Here is a 17,655-nt window from a genome sequence, read left to right on the forward strand (position 1 = left end):
GTTAGTTTAAGTGACACTTGTATCTCGACTTCATTATTATTGTTTGCATTTTTTTAATGATAAGGAGGTTTTAGCTCGAAAATTAGCCCATTTATATATTTTTGTGTCATTAAAATTTACATACTATATTAGGGAGTGATTTGTGATGAAATCCTTGAAGACAAGTAATCCTGTGGTACTTATCATTTTGTTTGCATTAGGCTGGACTTTTATGTACGCAGATCGCAATATTTTATCTCCGGTCATGGGTGTCATTGGGGAGGATTGGGGATTAAATAACACAGAGCTGGGTCTAATGTCGACGGTGTTTTTTATTACTTATGCTGCAATGCAGATTCCTTCGGGCTATTTGGCAGACCGCTTCGGTAGAGTGAAGGTGCTTGTAGCCGGCTACATCCTGTTTGGAATTGGTACCATTCTCAGTGGATTTGCTCCCGGCTTTATTGTATTCCTCGTTATACGCGCAATTACCGGGCTTGGAGAAGGAACCTATTACGGTCCCCAGTACGGTATATCAGCTAATGCGATCCCCAAGAAGTATCGGGGCGTATCCTCGGCACTGATCAACAGCGGCATGGCACTCGGCATCTCCCTTGGCTTTATCGCCTCCAGTTATTTTACCTTCGAGCTCGGCATGAGCTGGCAGTTCACTTTTTATCTATTCGGAGTGCTGACGATTCTCGTGGCCATTGCGATTGCTGTATTCGTCAAAGACGACCGCAGCAAAGAAGTGGTTCAATCGGAAACCGCAGCACCGGCAGAGAAGGGGAATATCCGCGATCTTTTCACTAGAAATCACATTCTAACGTATGTTCTCATCTTCTGCTCACTCTACGGCTTCTTCGGAATGATGACCTGGCTGCCATTCTATCTGCAGGAGTCACGCGGTCTTGAGGGCTCCGAGACGGGTATCATTGCCTCGCTGGTTCCGTGGGCCTCGATTCCGGGAGCGATCTTGTTCGGTTATTTGTCCGATCGGGCGAAGAACAAGAAGCCGCTTATTCTTATCCTCGTATTCTTCGGTGCAATATGCCAATTTGTCATTCCTTATGTTGAAAATTATTCGCTCATGATTGTTGGACTAATCATCTATGGTTTCGTAGGCAAGCTGGCTTTGGATCCGATTCTGATCTCTTTTGTAGCAGATAACACGAAGTCTCATATGTATTCTAAAGCTTACAGCTTCTTTAACTTTGCAGGCATGCTCTCCTCGATCTTTGCGCCGTATATTACAGGCTACTTGTCAGACGTTACAGGGAACATTGAGGTAGGATTCTATCTATCCGGCGTTCTTCTGCTCATCGGAGGGGTGCTGTTCTTGTTCGTCAAAGGGGACGCAGGCGTGAAGAATAAGGTAGCTGCTCCTCAAATTGCGGCAACCAAATAAGTGAGTGTATGGCTCCTAACCAATTAAATCAGATAACAAGCTGACAGAGAGAGGGAAGGTGAGAACAGAAGAGAAGGAGGTCTTAACACATATAAGGACATAAGGATGTATGAGGATGCAAGGTTGTATAAGGATACAAGGATGTATGTGGATGCAGAAAGACATGCTGCGAGCAGCATGTCTTTCATTTGTTCTATTTATTCGGGAAGGACAACGTAATCCTCGTGCCTTCGCCAATACTCGTTTCAATCGATAGGGTTCCGCCCGCGCTTCGTGCGCGCTCCTCCATACTGAACATACCGACGCCGGCTCCAGGGATTTCTCGATTGAAGCCCTCGCCCTGATCAGCAATGACAATCGTCAGCCCATGAGCGCTGTCATTAATACTGACACTGGCTTCGGATGCATCGGCATGCTTCGCCGTATTGGTGAGCGCCTCCTGAATGATCCGATAGACAGCGATTTCCTGATGATGGGGCAGACGACGGTGCAGACTGCATTCGAAGGTAACTTCGATCCCGTAGTAATTACGATAATTCTCAATATAAGAACGGATGGCAGGAACGACACCGAGATCATCGAGCACAGAGGGGCGAAGCTGCCAGGCAAGTCCTCGAACCTCTTCAATAATGGAAGTGACTTGATCCCGCAGAGGCCCGAGGTCATTCGGCCCTTCGCTCTGACTCGAAGCAAGCTGATCAATCTGGATGACGAGGGAGTAGAGGCTCTGCCCGAGACCGTCATGAAGCTCTCGTGAGAAGCGTTTGCGTTCTTCCTCCTGGATGCTGATCACTTTGCTCATCATAGATTGCAGCTCGGCTTCAACCTCCTTGAGCTTGGTAACCTCATTTCGCACAGCGAGGTAATGCTTGGGTCTTCCTTGTTCATTCAAGATCGGGACAATCGTTGTGTTCACCCAGTAAATGCTGCCATCCTTCGCAATGTTCCGTAGCTCGCCATGCCATACTTTACCTTGACCGATGGTCCGCCACATGTCCTTCATAAATTCCTTGCTGTGATATTTTGAGTTGATAATCCGGTGGTCCTGACCGATCAGCTCTCCTCTGGAAAATTTGGACACTTCGCAAAATTTATCGTTGACATACAGAATCGTTCCCCTCTGGTCGGTCAGGGCAACGATTGAAGACTCGTCGAGCGCGAGCTTCAGGTCGCTGAGCTCGCGAAGCGCGCTTTTCAGCTCTGTTTTGACAGTGAGTTCCTCGATATGCCGATCCACTTCGGTCAGTAATGTATCAACTGAATAGCTGCCAAACGGGGTGGTAAAGCTCTGCTGCTGATCAGTCATAAGAGAGCAGTCCCTTCTTCATGGCGAGCTTGACCAGCTCTGGCCGGCTCTTCAAGCCAAGCTTATCCATTAGGTTGCTCTTGTGAGATTCGACCGTCTTCACGCTGATGACGAGATGCTCGGCAATTTCTTTATTGGAGTAGCCCTTGGCAATCCAGGCCATAATTTCTTTTTCCCGCTCAGATAGAGATTCGAACGGTCCGTCTGTATCTCCCCGGCGTAACATTTCAGAGTATTCCTGCATCAGCTTCTTCGTTGCACTGGGATATAGATATGCGCTGCCTTCCGCAACAGAACGAATAGCGGTGATCAGCTCCTCATACGGTGCACTCTTCAAAATATATCCGGATGCGCCTGCCTGAATGGCGCGAAACAAATATTCTTCATCATCATGCATGGTAAGAATAAGGACGTGGACATCGGGCATTTTCTTCTTCAGCTCTGTTGTTGCGGTGAGACCATCCTTACCTGGAGGCATGCTGAAGTCCATGAGCACGACATCAGGCCTCAGCTCCTCTGTCTTGGTAATGGCTTCATCACCGTCTGCAGCATCGCCGATCACTTCGATATCATGTTTGCCGTTCAGCAGTGCGCTGAGTCCGGAACGAACGACGACGTGGTCATCTACAATCACGATCCTAATCAATAGACTCTCCTCCGTTTCCCTGACAGTGTCATCTAACTACCATTCTACTACACACAGGAAAACGCTGCACAGACGAATCCATATCAACATGCTCTTATATACAGAGGTGTGTGAATGATTAGGGAGATACAGGATAAAACGCGTTTACAGATTGAGAAATAACATTGGCTTCATTCTGTGCTCGTTTAATATCGGTGTCGGTGAAAGTGTAGTTAGAACGATGGCCGGTAATGATCAGACCGACAGGTAGTTTGTAATGCAGGATCGGTACGGCGATGATGCTCTTCAGCCGCTCAGCGAGGAGGAGGGGGCAGGTCTGGCGGAGCCCGGACAGGTCCAGACTGGATCCATCAATTATATATTTACGCCCATACTTAAATACATGCTGGGCTATTCCTTGGCTTGGGCGGAAGGCCAGCTTGCTCGTGCGTTCGCTGCGACGGCCTATGCTTGAAATGACCCTAAGCTTGCCCCCAGGCTTTGTGAGAAGCACGATCGCAGTAAAGTCGGAGGTTAAATTTTGATGCAAACGGTTTAAAGCCTCTTCGTCCAATAGGGTTAAGCGGTGCATGGGTCATCACATCCTTTTTTTGTTTTTTTCACATCTATACGAATTAACTTGACTATTCTAATGATGAACGAAGTGGATTCATACATTAATCATTACCGTAAATGTATACGGCGGCAGTGAAAAACTTCACTTAGAGAAATAATGGATGAATTTAGGGGGAATTCACTTCAAAAATCAGGTGTTTCCCTGATCACAGCCCGGTCCCGCACACGGTACAATAGAATCAAAGAGCGAGTGGAGGCGGATGGAGATGACAATCGTACTTAATCAAAGGAGACGTGTGGCGACGGTGAGTGGTATTGGCGGAACGGACATTCAAGGAGAGGCGTTGGTTAAAGAAGCCCTTCTAAGCATCATGCAGCCCAAGACAATCACAGCCGGAGAAATATTGTATTACGAAGGTGACGATGTAGAAGCGATTTATTATGTCAAATCTGGTCGGATCAAGATGACCAAGATGAGCGAGGACGGGAAGCAGATCATATTGTCCTTCATGCATGCCGGCGATCTGCTAGGGGAGTTCGGCGGTGTAGACGGTGAAGTCTACGGGCAAGGGGCGGAAGTGGTTGAGAGCGGCGTGGTCGGGGTCATCATGATGAATGATCTGGAGAAGCTCCTTAGTGAGAACGGAAATATAGCGCTGGAGTTCATTCGGTGGATGGGAACGATGCAGCGGATTACGCAGCTTAAGCTGCGCGATTTGCTAATGAACGGCAAGGCGGGAGCGCTGGCATCGATGCTGGTGAGAGCGAGCAACAGTTATGGTAAAGCGACGCCGGAAGGAATTCTAATTATGAAAAAGCTGAACCATGCCGATCTTGCTGAGATGATTGGGGCGACACGTGAGAATGTGACGAAGACGTTGAGCGGATGGAAGGATCAAGGGATCATTGAAGTGACCCAAGGGAAAATACTCATTCGTGAGCTGAAGGAGCTGCATGAAATTTGCGGCTGCCCTTCGAATCATGTGTGTTCTTCGAAAATTTGCAGACTATAAAATAATCGTTGGATAAATGAAATAGACACCCGCCGCTCTGGAATGGGTGTCTTTGAATTGGATAAGAATCGACAGCAGGCTCTCGATTCTATATGTGCGTTAAGTATGAGTTACTTCATATGGGTAGCGGCTTTTGCAGGGTAAGTATAAGACAATTTGCGAATAATTTCCTTCTGCCATTTCTCGTCGCCAATGGACACCGCCAGATTAAGCAGGTCCAGATAATCATCAAGCTGAAGTGTTGTTTTGGTTACCGATGCTTTCATTCTGTCTTAGAGTCCCCTTTATATAAGAAATTTGCAGTTTGTCACGAAGACAACCTACAATAATGATAATCATTATCAATGATTTTATTATGCATGTTTTCTCATCAAATTGCAATTGTTAATCTGTATTTTGTTGAATTATTTTTAATAATCCGTGCCAATGGTCATTTCTTTTTGGGGATCAGAAGGTACGTAATGATTAGGAATGGAATGTAGATTCCAAGATAAGCCGCAGGAATGACGAACAGCGGGTCGAGCAGGATGTGATGAATCTGCGTCGTGAAGGTCATGCCGCTCATATTCGTGTGATAAACAGAGATCAGCAGGCACACCCCTGCAGCATAGAAACAGAACAAGGCAATGAAGTGCAGCACTCTCTGTATCGGCTTGAAGAGCAGAGAAAGGGCACTCAGAATGAAGGGTAGAATAATAAACAGGGCAATAAACAAGGTGTTCACGTCAAGGCAGCCTCCTTTTATTGCAAGTATCGACATCTTCAAGACGATGCATACAAAAGAACCTGGCAATCCTTATGAATAGGATATTCAGGTTCTGTGTGGAAATGAGAAAAAAGGATGATCTGCGCTTTGTTTGACTTGAAGAAGGGTATGGGGTTGCCTGAGCCGCTACGGATTAAATTTAACGTTTAAAGCATACCAATGCCCGTTCATAAGCTTTAGATTTATTGTGAGTGTCTCACGAAATCCGAAGTCAGGCTGATCGTATTCATGCGTTACAAATACTTTTGAAATGAAGAAGAAATGTAGTGGAAAAACAGTGCCTATTTTATGATTTTCAGGATGATATGTAAAACGGCTTGAAGTATCGCCTCTTGCTGTTAAATTGGTGTTATCAAAAAATGATTGGCTCATGTATTCGGTATAATCATCATCAGATTCAAGAGATTTTTCTAAAATTAGTTTGGTATCACTCGCTATCCAAAAGCCGAATGCAATGTAAATGATAATAAACAAGGAAATAAACGATAAGATCCATTTCTTTTTCTTCAAAATGATTGATCCTCCTATGCTAACTAGTGGATACAGTTCAAAGTCTATTTAATCATATAAAAACTGCACCTCCAACTGTTAGTGAGTATCTAACAATCGGGGTGCAGTTTCACTTATCCAGCCTGTACCCATAAGACGATTAAGCGTCGACGCGGGTCTCCAGTCTCCGGGCAAAGAGTGATAGTGAATAATTGACGATAAAGTAAAGCATTGCGGCAAAAACAATCATCGGAAGGTAGAAATCTGGATTCTGGCCTCCGACAATACGTACATGATTCATCAGCTCCGGCAAGGAGATGGCAACAGCAAGTGAAGTATCCTTCAGCAAAGATATGGTCTGGCTGAGCAGGGGAGGCACCATTCGGCGCAGAGCCTGCGGGAGCGTAATCAGACGCAGTGTCTGAAAATAACTGAGACCCGAGGAACGCGCTGCCTCAATCTGCCCTTTATCAATGGAATTAAGTCCGCCGCGGAGTATCTCAGCGATCATACAGCCTTCAAATATCGTCAGTCCGAATACAGCAGCCCAGAATACGGACATGTTGATGCCGAACTGAGGAAGGATCAGGTATGACACCAGAATGATGAGAAAGAGCGGGAGGTTGCGGATCGTATCCACGACCACGGCAACGATCTGCGAAATAACGGGAAACTTCGTATATCGAATGGTGCCTAGGATGATGCCAACGACAAAGCTGAGCAGGATGGCGACACCGGCGACCTGCAATGTCAGCATGAAGCCTTCAAGAAGAAATCGTATATAGGGCCAGGTATAAGCGCCTGCAAAATCCATTTTGTCCTCCTCCTTTCACGTCTGAAGAAGCTAGTTAAGCGGCCTGTCCAGTCCTCTTGACAGCTTGCGTGAACGCGGTTTGTGGGTTGTATTCCGGATCTCGCGCTGATTCAAGCGTTTCTCCAAGTAATGGACAAGGAAGTTTAACGGAAGTGTGATCACGAGATAGAGAATAGCAACAACGGTATAGACCGATAGCGTCTGGAAGGTAGCTGAATTGACACTGTCTGCAAAATACATCAGATCAAGTCCTGCAACGACAGCCAGTATGGAAGAATTCTTCACCAGATTGATGGACTGGTTCCCCATGGCGGGAAGCACGATCCGAACAGCCTGAGGCATAACGACATGCACCATCGTCTGGATGTAGCTGAGACCTGAAGAGCGTGCAGCCTCCAGCTGCCCCTTGGGTACGGATTGAATCCCTGCACGAATGGATTCGGCCACAAAGGCAGAGGTGTAGATGGTCAGACCGAGTGTCCCGGATACAAAGCCATCCAGATTGAGTCCTACAGATGAGAGCCCGTAATAGAAAAAGAATATCGTCACAAGCAGTGGAATATTACGTATGAATTCAACATAGGCCGCACCAAACCAGTTGAGCGGTTTGATGGGAGCAATGCGAAATACGGCGATAACGGCACCGATCAGAAAGCTGCCGGTAAGCGCCATGAGACTGATCTTCAGCGTATTCAGAAAGCCTGCCGAGAAATCATCCCAGTATCGCCATAGCACACTTATATCAATTTCTGGCATCGGATTCCCTCCTTCTTAGTTGCAAATAAAGAAGGGCGGCCGAGCCGCCCTTACGAAAGGATGTTTATACGGGTTACTCCGCGCTTGGCGGACTTGTTCCCAGCCATTTTTCATAGAGCTCATCATATTCTCCGCTGTCTTTCATCTCCTGAAGCATTTCGTTGACGGTATCGACCATTTGCTGATCGCCTTTGCGAATGGCCATGCCGTAAGGCTCGTCAGTGAAGATGTCTCCAACCATCTCGTAGTTCGGATCATCCTGCATCATACCTAGGAGAATGGAGTTGTCTGTGGTCAGCGTATCGCCTTTGCCCGCTTTCAGCGCAGTGAAGGCTTCCTGGTAGTTTTCGAACTCGAGTACTTTGGCATCCGGCGCTTTCTCCTTGATATTTGTAACAGAGGTTGAACCTTTAACTGCAAGTACTGTCGTATCCGCATTCAGGCTTTCGATCCCTGTGATCGGGCTGCCCTTGGCTACAAGCAGTGACTGACCTGCATTGAAATAAACATCACTGAAATCCACTTCCTTCTTGCGATCCTCGGTAATGGTCATCGTCGCGATGATGATGTCGATCTCGCCGTTCTGAAGAAGCGGTGTCCGGGTCTTGGAGGTGACCTCTTTCAGCTCTACTTTTGTCTCATCGCCGAGTATCTTCTTGGCGAGCGCCTTGGCCATATCGATATCGAAGCCTTCGACATTGCCGGATATAGGATCCTTCAATCCAAACAGCCGGGTGTCGTATTTAACACCTGCAATGACCTTGCCGCGTTCCTTGATCGCTGCGATAGTATCGATATTCTCCGATGCTTCCTGGCCGCCTGAGGTTCCTGAGGAGCCTGTGGCTGGCGATGCTTCATCATTGCCGCAGCCGGCGAGTACAATAACAAACATAAGCATGAATAAGAGCGAGAGCTTGGAGCCTTTAAATCTCTTCTTTGTTTTCATAAATAAAAACACCCCTTTTTTTATCATTTATGAATTAATGATGGATTAAACGGCTGAGAAATTGGCGTGCGCGTTCTTCTCTAGGGTTAGAGAAGAATTGTTCTGCGGCAGCATCCTCCACGATCTGTCCCTCGTCCATAAAAATAACCCGGTCGGCTACTTCGCGGGCGAAGCCCATCTCATGTGTGACGATCACCATCGTCATCCCCGAGTTCGCCAATGTTCGCATGACATCGAGAACTTCGCCGATCATCTCGGGATCGAGTGCGGAGGTGGGTTCGTCAAACAGCATGATTTTGGGATCCATGGCGAGTCCTCTCGCGATGGCTACACGCTGCTGCTGTCCGCCGGAGAGCTGGCTGGGATAACTGTCCGCCTTCTCTGCAATACCGACACGGGATAAATATTTCATCGCGGTCTCAGCTGCAGCGGCCTTGGACTCCTTCTTCACCTTGATGGGAGCCAGTGTAATATTCTCAATAACCTTCTTGTGGGGGTATAGATTAAAATGCTGAAATACCATGCTGATGTCTTTGCGGAATTTATTGATGTCGATCTTGCGCTGATGCAGAGGAACACCGCTGACATGCAGCTCTCCACCAGATATCGTCTCCAGACGATTGATGCAGCGCAGCAGGGTACTCTTGCCTGAACCGGAAGGGCCGATGATCACGACGACTTCGCCTTCCTTAATCTGGAGGTCGATGTTCTTGAGTACGTGAAAGCTGCCGTAATGTTTGTTAACATTTTTAAACTCAATCAATGGGAGATCACCGCCCTTTTCTATTTCTACTCATCCATCTAAGGAATATAAAGGAAATATGAATATAATGATACAATAAGACCAAAGAGTAGAGCAATCTATTTGTCATGAAACATTACATAAGTAGCAATTGATCTAGTACTTTTGTTGTATGAATGTGAGTTGCTTGTTAGGAATAATGAAATTGAGGTGCTGGCATTGTCTATAAAATGGGTCTTAAAACATAAATAAGCAATATTTTAAAAAATATGATCTTTTTTGCAAGGAATATGGTAGAGAAGCTGCGAATATATCACGGGAGAGCGATGGAATCCTGCACTTCATTAATATAAAAGCAAAGGAGATTTGATGCCTGTGAAGGAACTGAATGTGCATGAGATCGATGGGACCGAAGCTGCTCTGTATCATGTCGAACTGCCGGATATTCCGCAGCGAGAATTTCAAATTGTGGATTTTGGTGCTATAGGCAATGGTCTATACGATAATACGGATCATATTAATTCAGCATTGACGGCCTGTGCTCAGGCGGGCGGGGGCAGAGTCATTATCCCTGCCGGTATATGGCTGACAGGGCCGATCCTGCTTCAGAGCCGAACAGAGCTGCATTTAGAGCGGGGGGCACTGGTTCGGTTTAGCAGAGAATATACAGATTATCCGCTTATTCTATCAAGCTATGAAGGACGTCAGGCGATACGCTCAAGATCTCCGCTGGACGGAGAGAATCTCACAGATGTGGCTATAACCGGGGAAGGTATATTCGATGGAAGCGGTGACGCATGGAGACCCGTGAAGCAGAACAAGCTCACCGCTTCAGCCTGGGAAGCACTCGTCGCCTCCGGTGGTGCCGTTAATGAGCGTGGAGGGGGTAATTCCATATGGTGGCCGTCCGAACGGGCAATGAACGGGGCGTCCTTCACAGAAGCACTGCATACCTCCGGTGTGCGGGATAAGGCAGCTTATGAGCCAGCTCATGAATATCTGCGTCCTAATCTGCTCAGTCTGCGCCGTTGTAAGCGAGTGCTCTTGGAAGGAGTTACCTTTCAGAATTCCCCGGCCTGGAACCTGCACCCATGGGCCTGTGAGCATGTCACGATTCGCCAAGTAAACGTCAGGAATCCTTGGTATGCACAGAACGGGGACGGGCTCGATCTGGATTCAGTAAGGCATGCGCTCGTTGAGTACTGCTCCTTCGATGTCGGAGACGATGCCATCTGTCTTAAATCAGGCAAAGACGCAGAGGGGCGCGAGCTTGGCATCCCTACTGAATATGTGACCATTCGCCACTCTACGGTCTATCATGGGCATGGCGGCTTTGTCATCGGCAGCGAAATGTCCGGAGGCGTTCGGCATGTTCGAGTCTCCGATTGCATGTTTATGGGAACCGATATCGGTCTGCGCTTTAAGAGCGCGAGAGGCCGCGGCGGGATCGTAGAGGATATTATCATTGAGCGGATCCGGATGCTTGATATCACAAAGGAGGCCATTTCCTTCTCGCTCTTCTATGAGGGAAAGGAAGGTTCGGGCCGAGGAGATGAGAAGATCTATGCCGTGGGCGAGGGGACGCCGATTTTTCGTAACATTTCCATTCGTGAGGTGGTATGCAGCGGAGCCCAAACTGCAATGTACGTAAGTGGTCTCGCTGAAATGCCTGTGGAAGATATAAGTGTGAACAATTACCACGTACACGCGGCAAACGGGTTTATATGTTCTCAGGCCAAGCATCTGGAGCTGACACATATTACAGCAAAGGTGGATCAGGGCTCTCTTGTCAGCCTGCACCAATGCCGTGGTGTAGAGCTGTCTGAGATCGATGGACTAGGAGCTGATGGAAGGCTGCTCATGGTGACAGGGTCAGATAGTACCGGCATTGTCTACGGAGTCTCAAGCGGGCAGGAAGAATGCCAAATATCAGCAGGCCCAGGCGTACGAAGCGGCTCGCTGATCCGGAGAAGATAAAGCGGCCGTCAGCGGTCAGGATTCATTTCTATATTTCAAAACCAGCTCCTGTGTTAAACTTCTGTTCATATGATGCTTAACTGAAGGACAGGAGGGTCCATTATGAATGATAAGGAAGAGCTGACTCGATTCGGTGTAGCGTTCCCAACGCCGCTGATCGAGCAGTTTGACAAATATATACTGGAACAGGGCTATAAGAATCGTTCGGAAGCCATTCGTGATCTGGCTAGAAGAACGATGCTCGAGCCTTCAAGGCTGCATTCGGACGAGCAGGTTGCCGGCGTGATTGTGATGGTCTATGACCATCATGCCAGTGAGCTGCCGAGTAAGCTTATGGAATTGCAGCATCATTATCACCAAGACATTATTTCAAATATGCACGTTCATCTAAATCATCATCAGTGTCTTGAAGTCATTGCTGTTCGCGGATCTGTCAGCAGCCTTCGCTCATTGCATCAACAGATCCAGGTTCAGAAGGGTGTACACTATGCTGAGCTGTCTGTGACGTTTAATGATGCTGAGAAAGCCCATTCACATATTTAAGCAGCTATCCCTCTTTACAGACTATATATAGGGGTATACAATAGAGGTTGCCACTATCTGTTGTATTATATTGGTATTTTTAAGCTGCGATATAGAAATGGGAGGGAATATTAGATGAACCGCTATCTATTCGAATATGAACTACAATCCACTGGCTTCCGCGGTGAATTCAGCTGGGTAGAGGAGTCTGAAGAGAAGGCAAAAGAAGCTGTCCGTGAGCGGATCGCTGATCTTGAATTTACAGACCTGGAGGATGTCATCGTGGGTAAACTGCTCAAAACGATGGACGCATCCAATCGTTATTTTGAATGTGAGAACTGTGCTTCTTAAGGTATAGCTGCAGTCTATATATCAGTTGAGGATCTTCAATTTGCCTAATGGCGAATGTGGATCCTCTTTTTTATTCGGTTTATGATTTCTCTCCAAGTTGATTTTTTCTCGCATGATTGACTTATGTCAACTTTCATTACGCCACCAGTGGTTTTAGCCCAAAATATGGTTGATGACTGTTTGAATATCGTGCTACAATTAGTGAAATTTGTAGCACGATATCTAAATATATGCAAAAAACGGGGGAGAACGGTCCAATGAAGCTTCGCTTATTAAAATCCATGTTAGTTATGGCAACATCATTCTCAATCATTCTTGCAGGCTGTACCCAGGGGGAAGAGAATATAGTCACACAAAGCCAGGATACAGCCCCTGAAGTGAGGGACGAACTGATTCTGGCCATCGGTACAGAGACGGAGGCAGGATATGACCCGACAACAGGGTGGGGCCAATATGGTTCTCCTCTCTTTCAAAGTACATTACTTAAAAGGGATGCTGATCTTAATGTGGTGAATGATCTGGCAACCGACTATACAGTAAGCGAGGATGGCAAGACCTGGACGATCAAGCTGAGAGAGGATGTTCGGTTCTCGGACGGTGAGGCACTGACAGCAGAGGATGTAGCCTTTACCTTCGAGACAGCCGCGAAGAGCGCGTCCATCATTGATCTAACCAACATGGAGAAAGTAGAGGCGGCGGATGATACGACGGTAGTGTTCACTTTAAAAGAAGCGCAGTCAACGTTTATATCTCTTCTGACTACACTCGGCATTGTGCCTGAGCATGCTTATGATGAGAGCTACGCGGAGCAGCCCATCGGTTCGGGCCCGTATAAGCTGGTGCAGTGGGACAAGGGCCAGCAGGTCATCGTAGAGCGGAATCCGGAGTACTACGGGGAACAGCCGTATTTCAATCGCTTGACCTTCTTGTTCCTGGAGGAAGACGCGGCCTATGCTGCGGCGCAGGCTGGTACGGTGGATGTTGCAGCGATTCCGGCCGCTTTTACTAGACAAGAGGTTCCGGGCATGAAGCTTGAAGCGGTGAAAACCGTAGACAATCGTGGAATTGTATTTCCGTACAATCCGGCAGGAGGGACAACCTCAGAAGGGATAATGACCGGCAATGATGTAACCGCTGATGCGGCGATCCGGAAGGCTGTGAATGTGGCGATTGACCGAGAGGCGCTGGTGGAAGGTGTGCTGGAGGGGTATGGTCGTCCGGCATACTCTGTAGCGGATGATCTGCCGTGGGGCAGTGAGGAAGCACAGTTTGCGGACGGGGATCCGGCAGAAGCGAGGCGGATTCTGGAAGCAGCAGGATGGCATGATACAGATAAGGATGGAATTGTAGAGAAAGGTACGCTTGAAGCGAGCTTTAAGCTGTATTATTTTGCCGGAGACATGACTAGACAGTCGATTGCCCTGACTGTAGCCGATATGGTGAAGGCGGCGGGTATTCAGATTGAGGTCGAAGGGAAGAGCCGGGAAGAAGTACAGAAGCTGATGTACGCAAATCCGGTGCTGTTCGGGTGGGGAAGTCATGATCCGCTGGAAACCTACAATCTATACTCCAGTACCAATAACGGGGTGGGATATTACAATGCTGGACAATACAGCAATCCTACAGTCGATGCTTGGATGGACAAGGCAATGAAGGCAACCGACGAAGAGGAAGCGTGGGGGTATTGGCAGAAGGCATTATGGGATGGAACGACAGGCTTTAGCTTCCAAGGTGACGCGCCATGGGCATGGCTCGTTAACGTGGATCATATTTATCTGGTGCGTGAAGGGCTTAATATCGGCGAGCAGCAGATTCATCCGCACGGTCACGGATGGCCAATTACCTCTAACATCGAAGAGTGGTTCTGGGAAGGATCGGAATAATGCAAGACAGACAGCAGCGAGGACCATTTAGCAGTTGGATGTTATATCTATTGAAAAAATTGCTCCGGCTGGCTTCACTCCTGGCCGCGGTCAGTTTCATTGCCTTTATGCTGATTGAGTACTCACCGGTTGATCCCGTGATGGCCTATGTAGGTGCGGATGCCATGAAGGTAAGTCCTGAGCAGCTGGAGCAGATCAGAGAGCGCTGGGGATTAAACGATGAGCCGCTGGTCAGGTACAGTAAGTGGTTGTCATCCCTTTTGCAAGGAGATTTTGGTACTTCCATGATCTATCGGGAGCCGGTTCTGGATTTGATCCAGCACCGATTTATGGCTTCTCTTGCACTGATGGGAGCTGCTTGGACGATCTCGGGTGTCCTCGGGTTTGCACTCGGCTCGTTAGCCGCAATGAATAAGGGAAGCTGGCTGGATCATGTGGTAAAAGGGTACTGCTACGTGCTCGCTTCCACACCCGCCTTCTGGCTTGCCCTGCTAGCGCTAATGGTATTTGGTGTCTGGCTTGGCTGGTTTCCCATTGGTCTCGGTGTACCTGCGGGGGTGCTCAGCAGTGAGGTGACCATTATAGAACGGGTGCGGCATATGATTCTCCCTGCTCTGACACTAAGTGTAGCGGGAGTAGCAAATATTGCGCTTCACACACGTCAGAAGCTGATCGACGTGCTGGATTCAGATTACGTGCTCTATGCGCGTGCAAGAGGAGAGCAGGGGTTCACGCTATTCCGGCGACACGGCCTGCGTAATATTATGCTGCCTGCAGTAACGCTTCAATTTGCGTCCTTTAGTGAATTGTTTGGCGGAGCCATATTGGCGGAACAGGTATTCTCTTACCCCGGACTGGGACAAGCCACGGTTGAAGCAGGGCTTCGCGGCGACGTACCTCTCCTGCTGGGTCTTGTTCTGTGCAGCACGCTGTTTGTCTTCACCGGCAATTTCATTGCCGACCTGTTATACCGCTGGATTGATCCACGGTTTGATACAAAGGAGGCGGTGTAAATGCAGCAGCTGGAACGACGATCTTCTGCACCTGCCGAAGTCAGGCGAACACTGAATACCCGAGGCAAAAATGTGATTCGAATCCTAATAAGTGCCGGATTCCTGGCTGCGGTCCTGCTCTTGGGCTCATTCCTGCCAGAGCAGGCAGCCCATACGTCGCTATCGGAACGTAACCTGGCACCGGGTGCCGGGCATTTGTTCGGGACGGACTGGCTTGGGCGTGATATGTTGGACCGCACCTTGAAAGGACTTGCTTACAGCATACAAGTTGGGCTCACGGCAGCAGCCTGCTCCAGCCTTATCGCCTTGCTGGTCGGCCTGCTTGCAGCTGCGGACAGAAGAATGGATCAGGCCGTGTCTTGGTTTATTGATTTGTTTATGAGCGTTCCGCATTTGGTATCGCTCATCTTGCTTGCCTTCGTCTTCGGCGGCGGCGCCAAAGGAGTCATTATCGCTATCGCATGCACACACTGGCCGCAGCTGGCCCGAGTGATCCGTGCTGACATGCTTCAGCTGAAATCAGCCGATTATATACAGGTATCTCGGAGAATGGGGAAGTCACAGGGCTATATTGCCCTGCATCATATGCTTCCGCATCTGATCCCGCAGCTGCTGGTCGGTCTGCTGCTCGTGTTCCCCCATGCGATATTGCATGAGGCAGCCATTACCTTTCTAGGTCTTGGTTTATCACCCCAGCAGCCTGCCATCGGCATTATCTTGTCAGAATCGATGCGATATTTATCGGCAGGAATGTGGTGGCTCGCCTTCTTCCCCGGACTGGCACTCGTTCTTACGGTGCTTGCTTTTGATACTCTGGGTCACGGAATTAGAAGCTATAGTGAACCGATCAGACTTGAACGATAGAGAGAGGGCTGGGGTTAATATGACTTTGCTCAAAATAGACAACTTATCGGTCTCATTTGCGCGCGGCAAGGGATTATTCCGGGTCGAGGAGACCGAGGTCATCCATGGACTGAGTATGACCGCCCAAGCAGGCCGAATTACAGCAGTGATCGGGGCGAGCGGGTCGGGAAAAAGTCTGCTGGCCCATGCGATTCTGGGCATTCTCCCGTCCAATGCGATTACTCGGGGAACACTTTATTTTAAGGGTGCGCCAATGAATAACGCCGCTAAAACAGAGCTTCGAGGCCGCCGTCTTGCGCTGGTACCTCAGTCTGTACAATACCTCGACCCTCTGATGAAGGTAGGCGCCCAGGTAAGCTACAGCCTTGAAGGAAGTAATGAACGTAATGACCCCATCAAGATGAAAGGCGCTAACACCTCCCGAATACATGCGAGAAAGAAGCTTATGCAGGAGAGGCTGGGTGTGATTCTCCGCAAATATGGCTTGGCCACCGATGTGAAAGAGCGATATCCGTTTGAGCTGTCCGGCGGTATGGCGAGGCGAGTGCTGTTATCCATTGCAACGGCAGGCGAACCGGAGCTGATTATTGCAGATGAGCCGACGCCCGGCATTCATGTGGAGGCACTGTCTGAGACGCTGAGACATTTTCGCTCCATTGCCGACCAAGGGGCAGGCATTCTATGGATAACCCATGATATTGAATCCGCGCTTCAAATCGCAGATGAGCTCGTTGTTTTTTACGCAGGAACCAATGTAGAAACCGCGCGTCCGGAGGATTTTACAGGCAGCGGGGAGCTGCTGAGACATCCGTATTCGAAGGCGCTCTGGAACGCATTGCCGCATAATGGCTTTAAGATGCCCCCAGGACCTCAGCTGACGCTAGACAGAGATCTTCATTCAAGTGGGTGTAAGTATGCCCACCGATGTCCAATGGCCACATGGGAATGTACAGAAGAGCTTCCGCTGCTCCGAGAGCTGCGGGGCGGAGAGGTGAGATGCATTCATGCAACTTGAGGCGAAGAACCTTGGATTTCGATACGATCGTCGTCAGGATTGGTGTATGAGGAATGTTCATCTGTCTATTTCATCTGGAGAGATGGTGGGACTTCGCGGCCCGAGTGGTGCGGGGAAATCAACACTGGCTCGATTGCTGGCGGGCTATTTGGAGCCGGATGAGGGAGTAGTGCTTCTGGATGGCACACCGCTGTCTTTATATAAAGGCTATGCTCCGGTTCAGTTGGTCTTACAGCATCCAGAATCCGCAATTAATCCGAGATGGCGCATGCATAAAGTGCTGCAGGAAGCGGGTCAGCATGATGCAGAGCTGCTGCATTCGCTAGGAATTGAAAAGTCCTGGCTTGCACGAAGACCGGGTGAGCTGTCAGGCGGCGAGCTGCAGCGCTTTTGTGTAGCCCGTGCACTTGGAGCAGGCACCAAATTTCTCATTGCTGATGAAATGACCACAATGCTGGATGCCGTAACTCAGGCTCAGATCTGGAATGCCGTTAAGAAAATGGCTGTAGAACGCGAGCTGGGTATACTGGTCATTAGCCATGAGGGAAGCCTGCTGTCTCAGCTGTGCAGCCGAATCATTGAATGGAAATGAAGCAGCCTGTGATTCTAT

At 48.6% G+C, this 17,655-nt stretch carries 20 protein-coding genes; 10 read left to right on the forward strand and 10 right to left on the reverse strand.

Annotation, left to right across the window (positions count from 1 at the left end; translation table 11 throughout):
* Window positions 1–154 precede the first annotated feature (154 nt).
* A complete protein-coding gene (locus ACFSVM_RS14655) occupies window positions 155–1,387 on the forward strand; it encodes an MFS transporter (RefSeq protein WP_177178780.1) in 1,233 nt (410 codons plus the stop codon).
* Window positions 1,388–1,580: 193 nt separating this feature from the next.
* Here ACFSVM_RS14655 and ACFSVM_RS14660 read toward each other — a convergent pair whose 3' ends face one another.
* From ACFSVM_RS14660 to ACFSVM_RS14670, 3 genes are all read right to left on the reverse strand, one after another.
* Window positions 1,581–2,693 (reverse strand): PAS domain-containing sensor histidine kinase, encoded by a 1,113-nt coding sequence (locus ACFSVM_RS14660; protein WP_076314897.1) that lies wholly within the window; start codon window positions 2,691–2,693, stop codon window positions 1,581–1,583.
* Entirely contained in the window at window positions 2,686–3,339 is a 654-nt protein-coding gene (locus ACFSVM_RS14665) for a response regulator (protein WP_076314896.1), read from the reverse strand. The genes ACFSVM_RS14660 and ACFSVM_RS14665 overlap by 8 nt, the downstream gene beginning before the upstream one ends.
* Window positions 3,340–3,457: 118 nt before the next feature.
* Window positions 3,458–3,910 (reverse strand): GAF domain-containing protein, encoded by a 453-nt coding sequence (locus tag ACFSVM_RS14670; protein ID WP_090725836.1) that lies wholly within the window; start codon window positions 3,908–3,910, stop codon window positions 3,458–3,460.
* Between the two features lie 250 nt (window positions 3,911–4,160).
* Between ACFSVM_RS14670 and ACFSVM_RS14675 the strand changes: the two genes are divergently transcribed.
* Window positions 4,161–4,907 carry a Crp/Fnr family transcriptional regulator gene (locus ACFSVM_RS14675; RefSeq protein WP_177178772.1) on the forward strand — a complete coding sequence of 249 codons (747 nt, stop codon included), beginning with the start codon at window positions 4,161–4,163 and terminating at the stop codon, window positions 4,905–4,907.
* 110 nt (window positions 4,908–5,017) lie between these two features.
* Here the strand turns inward: ACFSVM_RS14675 and ACFSVM_RS14680 are convergent, their stop codons facing one another.
* The 7 genes from ACFSVM_RS14680 to ACFSVM_RS14710 form a co-directional block, all read right to left on the reverse strand.
* The gene (locus ACFSVM_RS14680) at window positions 5,018–5,173 is read right to left on the reverse strand and encodes a hypothetical protein (RefSeq protein WP_177178771.1); all 156 of its coding nucleotides are present in this window, start codon (window positions 5,171–5,173) and stop codon (window positions 5,018–5,020) included.
* 164 nt (window positions 5,174–5,337) lie between these two features.
* A complete protein-coding gene (locus ACFSVM_RS14685) occupies window positions 5,338–5,631 on the reverse strand; it encodes a hypothetical protein (RefSeq protein WP_083656124.1) in 294 nt (97 codons plus the stop codon).
* Window positions 5,632–5,799: 168 nt separating this feature from the next.
* Window positions 5,800–6,183 (reverse strand): hypothetical protein, encoded by a 384-nt coding sequence (locus ACFSVM_RS14690; protein ID WP_090725832.1) that lies wholly within the window; start codon window positions 6,181–6,183, stop codon window positions 5,800–5,802.
* Window positions 6,184–6,322: 139 nt separating this feature from the next.
* Complete coding sequence (locus ACFSVM_RS14695; RefSeq protein ID WP_076314893.1) at window positions 6,323–6,976, reverse strand: amino acid ABC transporter permease; 654 nt, start codon at window positions 6,974–6,976, stop codon at window positions 6,323–6,325.
* A gap of 30 nt (window positions 6,977–7,006) precedes the next feature.
* Complete coding sequence (locus ACFSVM_RS14700) at window positions 7,007–7,732, reverse strand: amino acid ABC transporter permease (protein ID WP_090725830.1); 726 nt, start codon at window positions 7,730–7,732, stop codon at window positions 7,007–7,009.
* A gap of 73 nt (window positions 7,733–7,805) precedes the next feature.
* Window positions 7,806–8,678 carry a glutamate ABC transporter substrate-binding protein gene (locus ACFSVM_RS14705; protein ID WP_090725828.1) on the reverse strand — a complete coding sequence of 291 codons (873 nt, stop codon included), beginning with the start codon at window positions 8,676–8,678 and terminating at the stop codon, window positions 7,806–7,808.
* 34 nt (window positions 8,679–8,712) lie between these two features.
* Window positions 8,713–9,441 carry an amino acid ABC transporter ATP-binding protein gene (locus ACFSVM_RS14710; protein ID WP_083656122.1) on the reverse strand — a complete coding sequence of 243 codons (729 nt, stop codon included), beginning with the start codon at window positions 9,439–9,441 and terminating at the stop codon, window positions 8,713–8,715.
* A 354-nt stretch (window positions 9,442–9,795) separates the two neighbouring features.
* On the opposite strand from ACFSVM_RS14710, the gene ACFSVM_RS14715 reads away from it, so the two are divergent.
* The 8 genes from ACFSVM_RS14715 (at window position 9,796) to ACFSVM_RS14750 (ending at window position 17,637) form a co-directional block, all read left to right on the forward strand.
* Entirely contained in the window at window positions 9,796–11,397 is a 1,602-nt protein-coding gene (locus ACFSVM_RS14715; RefSeq protein ID WP_371264575.1) for a glycoside hydrolase family 28 protein, read from the forward strand.
* A gap of 102 nt (window positions 11,398–11,499) precedes the next feature.
* Entirely contained in the window at window positions 11,500–11,940 is a 441-nt protein-coding gene (nikR, locus tag ACFSVM_RS14720; RefSeq protein ID WP_076314888.1) for a nickel-responsive transcriptional regulator NikR, read from the forward strand.
* A 114-nt stretch (window positions 11,941–12,054) separates the two neighbouring features.
* Window positions 12,055–12,270 (forward strand): hypothetical protein, encoded by a 216-nt coding sequence (locus tag ACFSVM_RS14725; protein ID WP_076314887.1) that lies wholly within the window; start codon window positions 12,055–12,057, stop codon window positions 12,268–12,270.
* Window positions 12,271–12,527: 257 nt separating this feature from the next.
* On the forward strand, window positions 12,528–14,153 hold the full coding sequence (locus ACFSVM_RS14730) for an ABC transporter substrate-binding protein (protein WP_076314886.1): 1,626 nt from the start codon (window positions 12,528–12,530) through the stop codon (window positions 14,151–14,153).
* Window positions 14,154–14,191: 38 nt separating this feature from the next.
* Entirely contained in the window at window positions 14,192–15,166 is a 975-nt protein-coding gene (locus tag ACFSVM_RS14735; protein ID WP_177178778.1) for an ABC transporter permease, read from the forward strand.
* Complete coding sequence (locus tag ACFSVM_RS14740; RefSeq protein ID WP_076314885.1) at window positions 15,167–16,030, forward strand: ABC transporter permease; 864 nt, start codon at window positions 15,167–15,169, stop codon at window positions 16,028–16,030.
* Window positions 16,031–16,049: 19 nt separating this feature from the next.
* Complete coding sequence (locus ACFSVM_RS14745; protein ID WP_076314884.1) at window positions 16,050–17,045, forward strand: ATP-binding cassette domain-containing protein; 996 nt, start codon at window positions 16,050–16,052, stop codon at window positions 17,043–17,045.
* On the forward strand, window positions 17,035–17,637 hold the full coding sequence (locus tag ACFSVM_RS14750; RefSeq protein ID WP_090725822.1) for an ABC transporter ATP-binding protein: 603 nt from the start codon (window positions 17,035–17,037) through the stop codon (window positions 17,635–17,637). The genes ACFSVM_RS14745 and ACFSVM_RS14750 overlap by 11 nt, the downstream gene beginning before the upstream one ends.
* Window positions 17,638–17,655: the final 18 nt, after the last annotated feature.

This window comes from Paenibacillus shunpengii, assembly GCF_042684905.1.
In the GTDB taxonomy this organism is placed as follows: Bacteria; Bacillota; Bacilli; order Paenibacillales; family Paenibacillaceae; genus Paenibacillus; species Paenibacillus shunpengii.